Here is a 15,192-nt window from a genome sequence, read left to right on the forward strand (position 1 = left end):
GATGATCAGCGGCGAGTCTTCACACCGATGGGCATGATCTTGCAGGTGCCCGCTTCCAGGTCGAAGCCCAGGCGTTCATTCAGCGTTTCCAGCGCGCGGCCGTACATGTGCAGGTGGCGGATGACGCTGTCGCCCTGGATCTCGACGGCGTGGATGTCGTCGGGCATCAACGCAATGCCGGCGCCCGGGCCGACCACGACCGTGCCGGTCTTCTCCAGGCGGCCCACGCCGGGCACCGACCCGTCGTCGGTGCGGTCATAGACGTAGTTGTATTCCACGCCTTCCACGGCGGCGATACAGGCCCAGGTGGTGTGGTTATGCGGCACGATCTTGTTGCCGGGGCGCATGACGTTCAGGTAGAGCGCATAGCTCTTGTCGTCGTCTTCGGCGATCAGGTAGCGCGCCTGGCGCTCGCCGTCTTCGGGCGCCGCGTACCGCTCGCCCGTCCACCAGTCGGTGTGGCCGGCCAGGCCCACGAGCTCTTGCAGCACCTCGTCCAGGCTGTCGCGGTTCAGCCCCTTATTTCCTACAGTTTTTTTAATATTTCCGATGGCGGCATCGATGCCGGCCTGATGGGGATGCGCGGTGCTCACTTTGGCTTTTCCTCTTGTTTCATGAGTTATTGCGTTTACTGTATCGCCCGAGTGAGGCGCCAACAATTTAAATTGCCTTAACATTCCATTAGCAACGCTAATACTTTAGAGCCCGCCATGCGCAATTTGGATCTGGACCTGCTTCGCACGCTGACGGCCATCGCCCAGCACGACACCTTTTCGGAAGCGGCCAACCGGCTGCACAAGACGCAGTCGGCCATCACCCAGCAAATGCAGCGTCTGGAATCCACGATCGGCCTGCCCTTGTTCGAAAAGCAGGGCCGCAACAAGGTGCTGTCATCGCACGGGCGGCGGCTGGTGGAATACGCGCGCCACATGCTGGCCATCAACGACGAGGCGCTACGCGCACTGCAGGATGGGCCGCTGGAGGGGGACTTGCGGCTGGGCGCGCCGCTGGATGTGGCCGATACGATCCTGCCCACGCTGCTGACGCACATCGCACGCTCGGCCCCCCGCGTGAAACTGGAGATCCGCGTGGACCGCAGCCCGTTCCTGATGGATGCCCTGCGCGCCGGTGAAATCGACCTGACGATATCCACGCGCTTTGACCAGGACTTTGAAGGCGTGGCGCTGCGCACCTCTCCCACCGTCTGGCTGGCCTCCGCCGACTACGTGCATGACGTGCACGCGCCGGTGCCGCTGGTGCTAGCGGACGAGCCCAGCATCTTCCGCAGGCTGGCCCTGAACGCGCTGGAGCAGGCGCGCGTGCGCTGGCACACCAACTATGTGGCGCCGAACCTGGTGGGGATAAAGGCCGCGCTGCGCGCGGGGCTGGGCGTGACGGCCCGCAGCGTGGAACTGCTGGGGCCGGAAATGCGCGTACTGGGGGAAAAAGAAGGGCTGCCCCCCTTGCCGGACGTGACCTACTTCCTGTGGATAAGGCGGGATCTGATCAATCCGTTGACGCGACAGGTCTACGACATGCTGCGGGCGAACCTGGGCCTGGCGCAGCAAAGCGACGCGGGCGGCGTGCCGCCGCGCGATCAGTAGCGGTCGAAAATCGCCTGCAGAGCGGCCGCGTCGCGCGTGACGGACAGGCCCAGCATCAACAGGATGCGCGCCTTTTGCGGATTCAGGTCGCGGGCGGCGATGAAGCCCAGGCCGGCGTCGTCCAGTTCGACATCGCGCGCCACGAATCCGCTGCCCGTGCGGCTAGAACGCACCACGGCCGTGCCGCCGGCGACTGCGCGGCTCAGCGCGTCGATGCCCAGGTCGGTGGCGTTGCCGTCGCCCACGCCGGCCAGCACGACGCCTTGCGACACATCGGCCAGGAAATCGATCAGGTCGGCCTGCAGATTGGCATGGGCGTAGACAATGTCCACGCGCGGCCATCCGGCCTGTTCCAGCAATGCGAGTGAAAACTCGCTTTGTGTGGTGTGGGCCGTAGTGTTGCGCGAATAGAAGCACGGCGCGCCACCATGCATGACGCCGGCGCGGCCGCGATTGGGCGACGCGAAGGCGCACAGGCCCGCGCTGGCGATCTTCTGGATCTCGCGCGCGTAATGCACGTCTTCGTTCATCACGACCAGGGGACCGCGCCCGCGCGCGTCGGGATGGCGCGCCAGCGCCACCGCGTTGTACAGGTTGGCCGGGCCCTCGGCGCCCAGCGCCGTGGCGGGACGCATCGCGCCCACCAGCACGACGGGCTTGTCGTGCGGAATCACCAGGCCCAGGAAGTACGCCGTTTCTTCAAGCGTGTCCGTGCCATGCGTGATCACAATACCCGCCACCGAGGCGTCCTGGCACAGCGTGTCCACACGTTCGGCCAGCGCGCGCCAAACCTCGTGCGTCATGTTCTGGCTGCCGACATTCGCCACCTGTTCGGCGCGGATCTCGGCGATGCCGGCCAGCTGCGGCACCGCAGCCAGCAAATCGTTGACCGAGAACGAACCGGCCTTGTAGCCCGCCGACGTGGCGTCCGCCTGCGCACCGGCGATGGTGCCGCCGGTGGCCAGCACCGCGACGACCGGCAACGCGTGCTCAGGCATCGACGACTCCGGACAGGCCTTGGCGTTCCAGTAACGAATTCAGGTGTTCCCACCCGTGGAAATCGATGACGATCTGGCCCTTTTCCTTGGCGCCCACCTTCAGGGCCACTCGCGTGCCCAGATGATCGGACAGCGCTTCTTCCAGACGCGTCAGATCGCGCGAGGCGCCATTGGCCTTCTTGCGAGGCGAGGACGCCGATTCGGTTTCCTTGGCGGTCTTCGCGACCAGCTTTTCGGCTTCGCGCACCGACAGGCGGCGCGCGATGATCTGATTGGCCAATTGGATCTGCGTCGCCGCGTCCACCGCCAGCAGCGCGCGGGCATGGCCCATGTCCACGTCGCCGGCCAGCAGCATCGTCTGCACGGGCGCGGCCAGGTTCAGCAAGCGCAGCAGGTTGCTGGTGGCCGAGCGCGACCGGCCGATCGCTTGCGCGGCCTGTTCGTGTGTCAGGCCGAATTCGTCCAGCAGGCGGCGCACGCCGTGCGCCTCTTCCAGCGGGTTCAAGTCTTCGCGCTGGATGTTTTCGATCAGCGCCATGACGGCCGCGTTCTCGTCCGCCACATCGCGCACCAGCACGGGCACTTCTTTCAAACCGGCCAGCTGGGCGGCGCGGAAGCGGCGTTCGCCCGCGATGATCTCGTAATGGCCGGGCGCGGTTTCGCCCAGCGCGCGCACAAGAATGGGTTGCATGATGCCTTGCGTGCGGATCGATTCGGCCAGCTCGCCCAAGGCGCCCTCGTCCATGCGCGTGCGCGGCTGATACTTGCCGGCGCGCATCTTCGAGATGAGCAAGGTGGATGGCGGACCCTCGGGCTTGGCCGAGACGGCCTTGCCGATGTTGTCGATCGCCGGCGCGTCTGCGCCCAGCAAGGCGTCCAGTCCGCGACCCAATCCCTTGGGTTTCTTGGTGGCCATAGTTAAATCCTCTTTCCTTCTGTTTTTGTATCCCGAGCCAGGCTCAGGCGTCCGTCTGCTCGGCGGGCAGGCGGTACCAATACGCGTAACAGTCTTTGAAGCCGTAGCGGCCATACAGGGCGCGCGCGGCGGTATTGTCCGGCTCGACCTGCAGGTACGCCGTTGTCGCGCCGCTGGCGGCGCCCTCGGTCAATAGGTAATCCACCAGGGCATCGGCGTAGCCTTTACGCCGTTGTCCCGGGTCCGTGACGATGTCGAACAGGCCCAGCAGGTCATCGTCGCGGACGGCCAAGCCCGCGGCAACGCACTGTCCCGCCGCGTCGAACGCCAGCACCGGCTGCTTATCCACAGCCAGTCCGTGCAGACGCGCTTGATGTTCAGCCGTGTGCTCCGGCGCCGAGCCGCGCATGGCCCCGACCGCTTGCGCAAAGCGGCCGATGTCGACTTTCCTGAAATGCAGATCGCCCCGGGCGCAGGGCCTGGGGGCGAGCGACATGCTCATGACTCGGGTCTCGCCGGTAAAGGTATAGCCGCGGGCCTCCAGTTCGGCGTCGAGCGAAAAATCGGGGCCGATGGAGGTAATGCGCAGCACCATGGGCAAGCCATGGCGCGCATACAACGAAGAACAATACGCCAGCCGCTCGTCCAGCGGACGTGTGGATAACCCCAGCACATTCACGCTGCGCACGCGCTTGGCTTCCGAGCGCGCAAAGCGTACCAGCCAGCCATCATAGAGCACCTGCGCGCCGACTGCTGTCGCGTTCAGCGCGGCCTCTTCCAGACGCGCGCGCAGGCTGTCGCGCACATCGGCGGGCGGCGTGCGGGAGACGTGCGTAGCGGTCGGAGAAAAGAGCGCGGCGACAGACATGGCAAGGCTTACTTCAGGTCTTTCCTGACGCGTTCGATCATTTCAGCGCCAAAAGAGATGTAGGCCTGCGCGCCGCGTGACGCACGGTCATACACCACACCCGGCATGCCGTAACTGGGTGCTTCGGCCAACCGCACATTGCGGGGCACGACGGTCTTGAAGACCTTGTCGCCGAAGTGCGCCTCGAGCTGGGCGGACACTTGCTGTTGCAACGTCATGCGCGGGTCGAACATCACGCGCAGCAGACCAATGACGCGCAGGTCGTCATTGATGTTGCGGTGGACCCGCTTGATGGTGTTGACCAGGTCGGACAGGCCTTCCAGCGCGAAGTATTCGCACTGCATCGGAATGATGACGCCATGGGCGGCAGCCAATCCGTTGAGCGTCAGCAAGGACAGCGTCGGCGGGCAATCGATCAGCACGAAATCGTATTGGCCGGCGACGGTGTCGAGCGCGGCCTTCAACTGGCGTTCGCGTTCGTCCATCTGCACCAGATCGATCTCGGCGCCGGACAGCTCGCGGTTCGCGGGCAGCACGTCATAGCCGCCGGATTCCGACTTCACACGGGCCTGCTCGATGGTGGCCTCGCCGATCAGCACCTGGTACAGGTTCGATTCCAGGGCGTTCTTATCGATGCCGCTGCCCATCGTGGCGTTGCCTTGAGGGTCCAGGTCCACCAGCAGCACGCGCTGATTATGCGTGGCAAGGCCCGCCGCCAGATTGATGGCGGTCGTCGTCTTGCCCACACCGCCCTTTTGGTTGGCGATGCAGAAGACGCGGGCGGTTGTGCTGGGGGGTAAGTTCTTCATAGGGTTCCTTGACTGCGTCCTTCACCGCGCTCTTCGTCGCGGCGCATCCAGATCAGGCAGCGCTCTGCTTGCAGCTCCGGAACCCGGAGCGGCTGAATATGGTCGACTTGCCATTCCCCGCGCGCATGTAACGCCTGAATCTCTTCATCGGGGACCTTGCCCTTCATGGCGACGAGGGTACCATCGATGCGCACGTGGCGACCCGCAAGCTGCGCAAAATCGTCCAGCGAAGCGAAGGCCCGCGAGGTGACGATGTCGCACTCGGCCGGGTCCAGCGTTTCGATGCGCGCGTGACGCGCTTGCAGATTGGGCACGGCCAGCGCGCCGCTCATCTGGCGCACGAACGCGGTTTTCTTTTCAACGGCGTCGATGCAGGTCACGGACCACATGGGTCGCATGATTGCGAGAACGACGCCAGGCAGGCCGCCACCCGATCCGACGTCGTAGACCTTGCCCGGCACATCAACGGCGCCCAGCGCCTCGCTGAACGGGCCCACGGCGGCCAGGCTATCGAACAGATGCTGGATCAGCATCTGCTGGGGATCGCGGATGGCGGTGAGGTTGTACGTCCGGTTCCAGCGTTGCATCTGGGACAGGTAGTTCAGCAGCTTGGCGTGCGCCGCAGCGTCGACAGCCAGCCCCAGTTGCTCGCATGCGCGAGTCAGGCGGCCGGCCATATCTGCGCCGGCCTGATCGGTATGTGCGGTCATGCGGCTTGCTTGCGCGAGCCGTAGTGCAAGCGCTTCAGGTGGATCAGCAGCAACGAGATTGCAGCGGGGGTCACGCCGGAGATACGTGCGGCCTGGCCGACGGTCTCCGGGCGATGCGTCTTCAACTTCTGGCGCACTTCGAACGACAGGCTCGTCACGGCGTCGTAGTCGACATCCGCGGGGATGGGCTGCTGCTCGTGCGAGATCTGCTTCTGGACTTCGTCTTGCTGGCGGGCGATGTAGCCGGCGTACTTCACCTGGATCTCGACCTGTTCGGACAGGACGTCGTCTGCGACGACGCCCGGGCCGGCCAGCAACGAACCGTCGGCGTTGCGCGTGGCCATCAATGCTTCATATGAAACATTCGGGCGTTTGAGCAAATCAGCTAGTGAGTACTCACGTTCAATCGCTTTGCCCAGCAGCGGTTCGGCAATCTCGACCGGCATGATGCGCGGATTGACCCATGATGACTTCAGCCGTTCGACTTCCGCGGCCACCGCGTCGCGCTTGCGGTTGAATGCCTCCCAGCGCGCGTCGTCGACGATACCCAATTGGCGGCCGATTTCGGTCAAGCGCAGATCGGCATTGTCTTCACGCAGGCTCAGGCGATATTCGGCGCGCGAAGTGAACATGCGATAGGGCTCGGTCACCCCACGAGTCACCAGGTCATCGACCAGCACGCCCAGATAGGCTTCGTCGCGACGCGGCGTCCAGGGGTCGCGGCCCAGCGATTGCAGTGCGGCATTCACGCCGGCCAACAGCCCTTGGGCGGCGGCTTCTTCGTAGCCTGTGGTGCCATTGATCTGGCCGGCAAAGAACAGGCCGCCGATCGCCTTCGTCTCAAGCGTGCTCTTCAATCCACGTGGATCGAAGTAGTCATATTCGATCGCGTAGCCGGGGCGCATGATGTGCGCGTTTTCCAACCCGCGCAGGGAATGGATCAGCTCCAGCTGCACATCAAAAGGCAGGCTGGTGGATACGCCATTGGGATAGACCTCATGCGTATCCAGGCCTTCCGGTTCCAGGAACACCTGATGGGATTCCTTATCTGCAAACCGGTGGATCTTGTCTTCGATGGACGGACAGTAACGCGGGCCTACGCCTTCGATGACGCCGCTGTACATGGGCGAACGGTCCAGGCCGCCACGGATGATGTCGTGCGTCCGGGCATTGGTGTGCGTGATCCAGCACGGCAACTGGCGCGGGTGCATGGCCACGTTGCCCATGTACGAGAACACGGGAACGGGATCCAGATCACCCGGCTGCTCTTCCAGGATGCTGTAGTTGATCGAGCGCCCATCGATGCGCGGCGGAGTGCCAGTCTTCAGGCGGCCTTGCGGAAGCTTGAGTTCCTTCAGGCGTTGCCCCAGCGAGATCGCCGGGGGATCACCGGCGCGGCCGCCGGAATAGTTCTGCAGGCCCACGTGGATCAAGCCGTTCAAGAACGTACCGGCCGTCAAGACCACCGTCTTGGCGCGGAACTTCAGGCCAACTTGAGTCACAGCGCCCACGACCCGATCGCCCTCTACCATCAGATCTTCGACCGCCTGCTGGAACAACCACAAGTTTGGCTGGTTTTCCAGACGACCACGGATGGCCTGTCGGTAAAGGACCCGGTCAGCCTGGGCGCGCGTTGCGCGGACAGCCGGGCCTTTCGAACCGTTCAGGATGCGGAACTGAATCCCGGCTTCATCCGTTGCCAAGGCCATCGCGCCACCCAGGGCATCGACTTCTTTGACAAGGTGGCCCTTGCCGATCCCGCCGATGGAGGGATTGCAAGACATTTGGCCAAGGGTTTCGATGTTGTGCGTCAGCAGCAGCGTCTGGGCGCCGGCGCGGGCTGCTGCCAGCGCCGCTTCAGTGCCGGCGTGGCCGCCACCGACGACGATGACATCGAATTCGCGGGGATAGTCCATGATGGGGAGGGAAATATAAGAGAGCGTTCGGTGCTCATTATAGGGGCAGGGGTGGCATGTTTCACGTGAAACATAGAACTGGGCCGGATTGCATCCCTGCCCCACCCCCTTCGCGTCGGCATTTGGCAACGAAGCGCGGTACGGCTGGATAAATATGTCGGCATCTGCCGCTGTTTTGTCCGCGATGTTTCACGTGGAACAGCCCTTGATTGCACGATTGGCGTTCTGCCTGACAACAGAAGCAGGTCGGGCGCGGGGCACTCGTACGTCGGCGCGGGGCGCGGCCTCCCTGTCCGCTTCCAAATTGAAATCAGGCGGCATCGATTGATGTTCCACGTGAAACATCGGATTGAACCCTTGCCTAGACCTCAGATAGGTAATGGATGGGGAAGGAACGTACTCCCGGCTGCCGGACGCTTCGGTATTTCCCATGCCACACATCCCCTGAGGCATTGTTTCACGTGGAACATCTGACAGACTTTCATCCTGCCAAATTCACTCAGAGACTAAAGACCTACGCCGCGGTTGCAAATGTTCCACGTGGAACATTTGGCGCCTACCCGTACCGCTTTGCCCTCGACATATCTGCCGATGTTTCACGTGGAACATTGCCGTGAGTCGCGATGGAGAACACGGCGGCAACGTATGAGTCTATTAATGCCAATGTTCCACGTGAAACACGGTCGTGAAATAGAGGAAGGCTCGCCTCCCGTGCCGAACAAACGCTGCCGCTTCCCGTGAACGACATCAAATTAAGGGACACGGAAGAAAGTTCAACCCACACACCAGCGCCAAAATCCACCCATCCAAGCTCGAATACCGGTTGCAATACTGCCTGGCTGACCAAAGCGGAGCGTTGCTTTGATACCGTAACGCTGCCCTAAAAAGGAAAAGAAAAAGTCATTTTTCTACCCCTACCCTACCCCTTGCCCGAAATATCACTAATTTTTTTGCGTTCCACGTGAAACATGTCCAATCCGCCGCGAAGAAAAGGAGCACATACGATCCAGATTCCGATGGCAGTTCCGATCGAACAGGACAATCCTTCGCTCCGGAATTTCACGAAATCGCCGCGCGGCTCACGATCGTGTTTATGCACAGCAAACAGTGGATATCTACGCAATGGAAAATCGCCGCGAATTTATCCCTGCCGGGAGCTTTCGACTTATCAACACCCAGGTCGGCATATCCCGCGCGCGTTCTCGGGAATTCACGTGGAACAACTTTGGGGATAACTTTGTATGACCGGCTTCTGAAGGCAACAGGAAACGTTGCCTAAACGGTCGCTTGAGCTAATTGCCCAGATCTTCGAAAAGCCACAAATATCCAACGCGCTTCATAGGAGAAAGCCACTCGGCAGCAGATTCTGAACACGCCCGGATGAACCGAAAACTCTTCCTATTCAAATTGGCCGGAGACGGACAAAAAGGCGTGGACAACTTTGTGGATAAGATTCAGCTATCGCTTCGATACGCCATTCTTAAGCTCGCCGATTGGTGAAAACAATTCAGGGGAACTCCCCACCGCCGAGCAAGTCAAATTGCCACGAATCACGGCGCGGTGGATTATCCACACCATCACCGCATATCGCCAACCGCATATCGCCATTGGCGCGCATCCATCTCGCGTATTTGCCGCAGCGTCGCGTGCCAACCGGGGCGCGATCATTGACACTACAACTATCTTGCTAGAGTCGGACCCGGTGCGCCATCATCCATTTGGCTGAGGCGCAGGATTTCATGTGAACCCTGTGGAAAACTCGCTATCGTTTTTTTCGGCAGTGAATTCCAATAACGTGCCGACCGCCAAGACCCCACCGGCTGGCTGCCGCCAATGCCATTCGACTTGCCTGATTCGGGCAGTGAAAACCCCTGAAGCCGGCCATCGGATAATCGCTATCCCCATTTCTATCCACAGGCAAAGGCCCCTCGAATTGGGCAAATCGAGGGGCCTTTCTGTGCATAACCGGGATGGGGATATCTTTGTGAACAACCGGCCTGCGCAACGGCAAAAACCGGCCAATGGTGGCACCAAAACATAATCAGCATGGCCACTGCCTGATTGCCGTCGCAGCCGGGAAAACGCGCCAAATGCCCGTTTTCCCGGGGGAAAGGCCATGTTTCACGTTAAGCGGCTACCTCCCGGACAAACGCCTGGCGTTCAAACGGTGGGCTTTGAATCGCATATTGGCGCGATTGAAAATCTGTGTAAAACCTTGCGTTCAGAGATGCCTGTGCTTCATTACTGATCACTAAAAACCAATGGCTCGAAAATAATTATCCACAGACTTATCCAAGGGTCGAGGATATGTTAGTGATTACTAACTTTCGTCCTGACGCAGTCCGGGGCCGGGAGAGAACGGCCGACGCGTTTCCGGGCTCAAATGAAACAACGCCCCAGACTCGGAAGTCTTGGGGCGTTGTAGCCAGGTCGGACCTGGCGGACGGGAAAGTGGGATTTCCCGATTTAGAGCGGGCGAATTTCGGCCGCTTGAGGTCCTTTCGGACCATCCTTAACTTCGAATTCGACTTCCTGCCCTTCGTTCAGGCTGCGATAGCCGCGGCCCTGGATGGCGGAAAAGTGTGCGAAAACATCGGTGCCACCAACGTCCGGCGTGATGAAACCGTAACCCTTGTCAGCGTTGAACCACTTAACTTTGCCCTTCTGAGCCATTTTTTCTAGCGTCCTGTAATTGAATCGAATTGCAATGAATCAAGGACGCCGTGAGAACTGAACGACCGGTAGAAATACCTGCGTTGCTGCTGCGTTCCCGCTCGTCGCCAAGCAACAGAACGAGTCCGCGCGCTGCTTGAATCAACTGCGGAATCAGCATACTCACCCCACATTACCGGCTCATATTGTTGTTTACCCCAATGTCGCTTTTTTCTGACTGGAAGCGAATTCCCGCTAGGCGGAATTTGGCTGCCGACGCGCAAGAAAGGCATAGATCGGGCCTGTCACGATCACCACGAACACCATGCGAGTGACGTGAAATGCGGTGACGACCGGCACGCCCAGTTGCAGGACCTTGGCGGTGATCGCCATCTCGGCGATCCCGCCTGGCGTCGTTCCAAGGATCAACGTGGGTACGGGCGCTGCCGACCAGTGGGACAGCAGCGCGCCCAGCCCGAAGGCCAGCGCCAGGGCCCCGATCGTGAATGCCGCCACGACGGCGATAAAGCGGGGCGCGGCGCGGAAGAAATCCGGCCGGTAGCGGTCGCCCAAAGACCATCCGATGAACAGTTGCCCGACCTTCGGCACGAAGTCGGGCAAGGCCGACAATTCCACGCCGGATGAGGTCAGCAACATCGCCACCAGCATGGGCCCAAGCACCCACGGATTGGGCAAACGCAACTTCATGAAGACCAGCCCGCCAACACAGGTCAACGCCACCAGCGCAGCCAGCCCCGCGCCATCCACGGTCTTGGGCCCCGGCACGGTGGGGTCCAACCCCGCCACGCCCCACCATTGGAAGATGAACGGCACCGTCACGACCACCAGCAGCACGCGCACGCTATGCGCGGTGGCCACGCGATCTATCCGCGCCCCGTGACGTTCCGCCAGGCTGGCCATTTCACTGGCGCCACCGATCGCCGATGAAAACCAGGCGGTCTTGAAGTCGACGTCCGTCAACCGGCGCAGCATCGCGGTGCCCATGAACGCCAACGCCAGTGCGAACAACATCCCCACGACGATGGGCCCCGCGTTGGTGCCGATGTGGCCAAGCACCTGCGGCGTGAAATACAGCCCCAGAGACGTCCCGATGACCCATTGCCCGCCATTGCGCGCGGGTCGCGGGCAGACCGTGCCCAAGCCCGCGATCCGTGTCGCCGCCGTTGCGAGCAACGCGCCCAGCATCCACGGCAAGGGCATATGCGCCCACACCGCCAACAGCGCCCCGGCCAGCGCGATCGCCAATCCGCCCAACACCCTCAACAACATGTTTTGACCCACGATCCCGTCCACGTGCATAGCTAATGCGAAAAACGAATTATGAGTTAGTGGGATACTTACGAAAACTCTCTTTGCCTACCAGCGTTCATCTTCGCGTCCAACATGATCCGATCCAAACTTCCCGACGTCGGCACCACCATCTTCACCGTGATGAGCCGCCTGGCCATCGAACACAAGGCCATCAACCTGGGCCAGGGCTTTCCGGACTTCGATCCGGATCCGGCGCTGTGCGCGCTGGTGACCCGCGCGATGGCCGAAGGCCATAACCAGTACCCGTACATGCCCGGCGTGGCGCCGTTGCGCGAAGCCATCGCCGCCAAAACGCGTGACCTGTACGGCCATGCCTACGATCCGGAAACCGAGATCACCGTCACCAGCGGCGCCACCGAAGCCCTGATGGCCACGGTGCTGGCCGCCGTGAACAGCGGCGACGAAGTGGTCGTCATTGAACCCTGCTATGACTCTTACCTGCCGGCGATCCGCCTGGCAGGCGGCACGGCGGTGCCTGTTGCGCTGCGGGCGCCCACCGAGGCCGACCCCTACTACCGCATCGATTGGCAGCGCGTGCGTGACGCCATCACGTCCAAAACGCGCCTGCTGATGCTGAACTTCCCGCACAACCCCACCGGCGCCGTGCTGGAAGAAAGCGACCTGGACGCGCTGGAAGCCATCGTGCGCGATACCGGCGTGCTGCTGGTGTCCGACGAAGTCTATGAACACATCGTCTTCGACGGCAAACCGCACGCCAGCGTGGCGCGCCGCCCCCTGCTGGCCGAACACGCGTTCGTGATTTCCTCGTTCGGCAAGACCTATCACACCACCGGCTGGAAGATCGGCTATTGCTGCGCCCCCCGCCAGCTCAGTGCCGAACTGCGCAAAGTGCATCAGTTCATGGTGTTCACGGTGCCCTCTCCCATGCAATTCGCACTGGCCGAGTTCATGCGCGATCCCAAGCCTTATCTGGACTTGCCGGCGTTCTATCAAGCCAAGCGCGACCGCCTGTCGGAAGGCCTGGCTAAAACACGCTTCCGTCCCCTGCCCAGCCCCGGCACGTTCTTCCTGCTGGCCGACTACAGCCAGATTTCCAAGCAGAACGAAGCCGACTTCGCGCGCGACCTGACGGTGAACCATGGTGTCACGGTGATTCCCGTTTCCGCTTTCTATCGCCATCCCGACGCCGCCGAATCCAACCACCGTATCGTGCGCTTCTGCTTCGCGAAGAAAGACGCGACGCTGGACGCGGCGCTGGAACGCCTGGCTAGTGTTTGATGCCATGAATAAAATATGAGTATTTACTCATTTTATTCATAAAAAAAGGGGCGCTGCGAAGCGCCCCTTGCCATTTCCGGCGACATGCGGCCGGCAGGGCCGGCCCGCACGGCCCACAGGGCCCGCCCTGCCCGCCACGTCAAGCCGGACCCGCAGCGACCTTTCTTGCCCGGCGCATACGCCGCATCAACTGCGGCACCACGACCACCGCAGCGGCGGCGATCCACATCGAAATCGACACCGGACTCGCGAACAGCACCGCAATGTCGCCGTCGGTGATCGACAGCGCGCGGCGCAGGTTCTGCTCCATCATGTTGCCCAGCACGACGCCCAGCACCAGCGGCGCCATCGGCACGCCGAACTTGCGCAGGAAATAGCCCAACGCGCCGATGCCGGCCACCAGCAACAGATCGAACGTGCCCGCGTTGATGGCGTAGACACCGATGTAGCTGATGCACAGGATGCCCGGTACCATCAGCCAACCCGGCACCGACAATACTTTCGAGAACAGGCGCACCAGCGGCACGTTCATGATGAACAGCAGCACGTTGGCGACGAAGAGCGAAGCGATCAGGCCCCACACCAGTTCGGGCTTGGTTTCGAACAGCACCGGGCCCGGCGTGATGTTGTAGAGCGTCAGCGCGCCCATCATGACCGCGGTGGTGCCCGAACCCGGTACGCCCAACGTCAGCATCGGAACGAACGAACCGATAGCGGACGCGGTGGCGGCGGCTTCCGGCGCGACCAAGCCGCGCATGTCGCCCTTGCCGAACTTCGCGTCTGGATCCTTGGCTTCGATGATGCGCTTTTCCTGCGAGTACGCCACGGCCGCGGCCACGCTGGCCCCCGCACCCGGCAGGACGCCCACGCCGAACCCGACCAGCGCGCTGCGCACCACGCTCCACCAGGTGAACGCCATTTCTTTCAGATTGAAAATCTTGCGGCCGCTGGGCTTGACCTCGACACTATGGCCGGCCATCACCTTTTCCAGCATCTCCAGCATTTCGCTGACCGCGAACAGTGCGATCACCACCACCACGAAATCGACACCATCGGCCAGATGCACCGATTCGAAGGTATAGCGGTATACGCCGGAATTCGCATCCACGCCCACCACGGAAATCGACAGCCCGATCATTGCCGCCAGCACGCCCTTGACGGGCTGTTTTCCCAGCAGGCTGGTCAAGCAGCAGAACGCGAAAACCATCAGTACGAAGTACTCGGCGGGACCGAAGGCCAGCGCCCACTTCGCCAGCATCGGCGCCAACAGGATGATGCCAACCACCGATACGATCGCGCCGAAGAACGCCGACCACGCCGACAGCGACAAGGCCACGTTGGCCAAGCCCTGGCGTGCCAGCGGATAGCCGTCCAGCGTCGTCATGATGGCGCTGGCCTCGCCCGGGACGTTGAGCAGAATGGCCGTGATGCGGCCGCCGTACTCGGCCCCCACGTATACCGCCGCCAGCAGGATCAGCGCCGTTTCAGGCGGCAGATTCATCGCGAAGGCGATGGGTATCAGCATCGCCACGCCATTCACAGGCCCCAAGCCCGGCAGCACGCCGACCAGGGTGCCGATAAACGCCCCGATCATCGCCACCAGGATATTCGTCAGCGAAAGGGCAACGCCAAAGCCAATCGACAAATGATCAAGAATGCCGCTCATATCAGGGTCTCCAGCAGTCCGCCCGGCAGGACCACGTCCAGCACCTTGTCGAACAGCACGAAAAAGAAAAGGCTCATGACGACGCCGCCGATCGCGCACTTCACCCAGCCACCGCCGAACAGGCGGCCGACGAACACAGTCATCAGCGAGGTGGCGACGATGAAGCCCAGCCACTGGAACAGGAAGGCATAGGCCACCGTGAACGCCATCATCATCGCGATGCGTCCGTTGGCGCCGGGCGGGTTGGCTTCGACCGCAGGGCCGCCCTTGTAGACCAGCCACAGGCCGCACAGGCCGATGATGCCGGCCAGCAGCAGGGGAAAGGCGCGCGGGCCCACGGGTTCGTAGGCGAACGGCGCTTCGATGCCCCAACCCGCCGCCGTCATGAAGGCCGCCAGCGCCAGGGCGCCGACACCTAGGATTCGATCATTCATGATCCACTTTTCCGTTGTTGTGGGACCGCGCGGCGCAGCCGCCCCCGC

13 protein-coding genes are annotated in these 15,192 nt (G+C 62.1%); 2 read left to right on the forward strand and 11 right to left on the reverse strand.

Annotated elements, in window-relative coordinates:
* Positions 1 to 5: 5 nt before the first annotated feature.
* Positions 6 to 593, reverse strand: coding sequence for a cysteine dioxygenase family protein (locus tag HG262_RS06045; protein ID WP_169270151.1), 588 nt, complete (start codon positions 591 to 593; stop codon positions 6 to 8).
* 117 nt (positions 594 to 710) lie between these two features.
* Between HG262_RS06045 and HG262_RS06050 the strand changes: the two genes are divergently transcribed.
* Complete coding sequence (locus tag HG262_RS06050) at positions 711 to 1,604, forward strand: LysR substrate-binding domain-containing protein (protein WP_169270152.1); 894 nt, start codon at positions 711 to 713, stop codon at positions 1,602 to 1,604.
* Here the strand turns inward: HG262_RS06050 and HG262_RS06055 are convergent.
* The 8 genes from HG262_RS06055 to HG262_RS06090 all read right to left on the reverse strand — a co-directional run bounded on the left by HG262_RS06055 (position 1,598) and on the right by HG262_RS06090 (position 11,793).
* Positions 1,598 to 2,602 (reverse strand): asparaginase, encoded by a 1,005-nt coding sequence (locus tag HG262_RS06055; RefSeq protein WP_169270153.1) that lies wholly within the window; start codon positions 2,600 to 2,602, stop codon positions 1,598 to 1,600. The genes HG262_RS06050 and HG262_RS06055 overlap by 7 nt on opposite strands.
* On the reverse strand, positions 2,595 to 3,518 hold the full coding sequence (locus HG262_RS06060) for a ParB/RepB/Spo0J family partition protein (protein ID WP_169270154.1): 924 nt from the start codon (positions 3,516 to 3,518) through the stop codon (positions 2,595 to 2,597). Before HG262_RS06060 ends, HG262_RS06055 begins: the two co-directional genes overlap by 8 nt.
* A gap of 43 nt (positions 3,519 to 3,561) precedes the next feature.
* A complete protein-coding gene (locus HG262_RS06065; RefSeq protein ID WP_169270155.1) occupies positions 3,562 to 4,386 on the reverse strand; it encodes a GNAT family N-acetyltransferase in 825 nt (274 codons plus the stop codon).
* 8 nt (positions 4,387 to 4,394) lie between these two features.
* On the reverse strand, positions 4,395 to 5,195 hold the full coding sequence (locus HG262_RS06070; RefSeq protein ID WP_006227953.1) for an AAA family ATPase: 801 nt from the start codon (positions 5,193 to 5,195) through the stop codon (positions 4,395 to 4,397).
* Positions 5,192 to 5,905, reverse strand: a complete 714-nt coding sequence (rsmG, locus tag HG262_RS06075; protein WP_169270156.1) for a 16S rRNA (guanine(527)-N(7))-methyltransferase RsmG — start codon at positions 5,903 to 5,905, stop codon at positions 5,192 to 5,194. The genes HG262_RS06070 and rsmG overlap by 4 nt, the downstream gene beginning before the upstream one ends.
* Complete coding sequence (mnmG, locus tag HG262_RS06080) at positions 5,902 to 7,821, reverse strand: tRNA uridine-5-carboxymethylaminomethyl(34) synthesis enzyme MnmG (protein WP_169270157.1); 1,920 nt, start codon at positions 7,819 to 7,821, stop codon at positions 5,902 to 5,904. Before mnmG ends, rsmG begins: the two co-directional genes overlap by 4 nt.
* Positions 7,822 to 10,287: 2,466 nt before the next feature.
* The gene (locus HG262_RS06085) at positions 10,288 to 10,494 is read right to left on the reverse strand and encodes a cold-shock protein (RefSeq protein ID WP_006216596.1); all 207 of its coding nucleotides are present in this window, start codon (positions 10,492 to 10,494) and stop codon (positions 10,288 to 10,290) included.
* Positions 10,495 to 10,728: 234 nt separating this feature from the next.
* Positions 10,729 to 11,793, reverse strand: a complete 1,065-nt coding sequence (locus HG262_RS06090) for an AbrB family transcriptional regulator (protein WP_169270158.1) — start codon at positions 11,791 to 11,793, stop codon at positions 10,729 to 10,731.
* Between the two features lie 84 nt (positions 11,794 to 11,877).
* Here HG262_RS06090 and HG262_RS06095 point away from each other — a divergent pair, with 84 nt between their 5' ends.
* Entirely contained in the window at positions 11,878 to 13,044 is a 1,167-nt protein-coding gene (locus tag HG262_RS06095) for a pyridoxal phosphate-dependent aminotransferase (RefSeq protein ID WP_169270159.1), read from the forward strand.
* 139 nt (positions 13,045 to 13,183) lie between these two features.
* Here HG262_RS06095 and HG262_RS06100 read toward each other — a convergent pair whose 3' ends face one another.
* Both HG262_RS06100 and HG262_RS06105 read right to left on the reverse strand, forming a co-directional pair.
* Entirely contained in the window at positions 13,184 to 14,710 is a 1,527-nt protein-coding gene (locus tag HG262_RS06100) for a tripartite tricarboxylate transporter permease (protein WP_169270160.1), read from the reverse strand.
* Positions 14,707 to 15,144: a tripartite tricarboxylate transporter TctB family protein gene (locus HG262_RS06105; RefSeq protein ID WP_169270161.1), complete on the reverse strand. Its 438-nt coding sequence runs from the start codon at positions 15,142 to 15,144 to the stop codon at positions 14,707 to 14,709. The genes HG262_RS06100 and HG262_RS06105 overlap by 4 nt, the downstream gene beginning before the upstream one ends.
* Between the last annotated feature and the right edge of the window lie 48 nt (positions 15,145 to 15,192).

The organism is Achromobacter sp. Bel (assembly GCF_012928505.1).
In the GTDB taxonomy this organism is placed as follows: Bacteria; Pseudomonadota; Gammaproteobacteria; order Burkholderiales; family Burkholderiaceae_B; genus Achromobacter.

Bases quoted from the DNA above. Each gene is read 5' to 3' on its own strand.
- HG262_RS06050 (WP_169270152.1), top strand. From the start codon at position 711: ATGCGCAATTTGGATCTGGACCTGCTTCGCACGCTGACGGCCATCGCC.
- HG262_RS06055 (WP_169270153.1), bottom strand. From the start codon at position 2,602: ATGCCTGAGCACGCGTTGCCGGTCGTCGCGGTGCTGGCCACCGGCGGC.
- HG262_RS06060 (WP_169270154.1), bottom strand. From the start codon at position 3,518: ATGGCCACCAAGAAACCCAAGGGATTGGGTCGCGGACTGGACGCCTTG.
- HG262_RS06065 (WP_169270155.1), bottom strand. From the start codon at position 4,386: ATGTCTGTCGCCGCGCTCTTTTCTCCGACCGCTACGCACGTCTCCCGC.
- HG262_RS06070 (WP_006227953.1), bottom strand. From the start codon at position 5,195: ATGAAGAACTTACCCCCCAGCACAACCGCCCGCGTCTTCTGCATCGCC.
- rsmG (WP_169270156.1), bottom strand. From the start codon at position 5,905: ATGACCGCACATACCGATCAGGCCGGCGCAGATATGGCCGGCCGCCTG.
- mnmG (WP_169270157.1), bottom strand. From the start codon at position 7,821: ATGGACTATCCCCGCGAATTCGATGTCATCGTCGTCGGTGGCGGCCAC.
- HG262_RS06085 (WP_006216596.1), bottom strand. From the start codon at position 10,494: ATGGCTCAGAAGGGCAAAGTTAAGTGGTTCAACGCTGACAAGGGTTAC.
- HG262_RS06090 (WP_169270158.1), bottom strand. From the start codon at position 11,793: ATGCACGTGGACGGGATCGTGGGTCAAAACATGTTGTTGAGGGTGTTG.
- HG262_RS06095 (WP_169270159.1), top strand. From the start codon at position 11,878: ATGATCCGATCCAAACTTCCCGACGTCGGCACCACCATCTTCACCGTG.
- HG262_RS06100 (WP_169270160.1), bottom strand. From the start codon at position 14,710: ATGAGCGGCATTCTTGATCATTTGTCGATTGGCTTTGGCGTTGCCCTT.
- HG262_RS06105 (WP_169270161.1), bottom strand. From the start codon at position 15,144: ATGAATGATCGAATCCTAGGTGTCGGCGCCCTGGCGCTGGCGGCCTTC.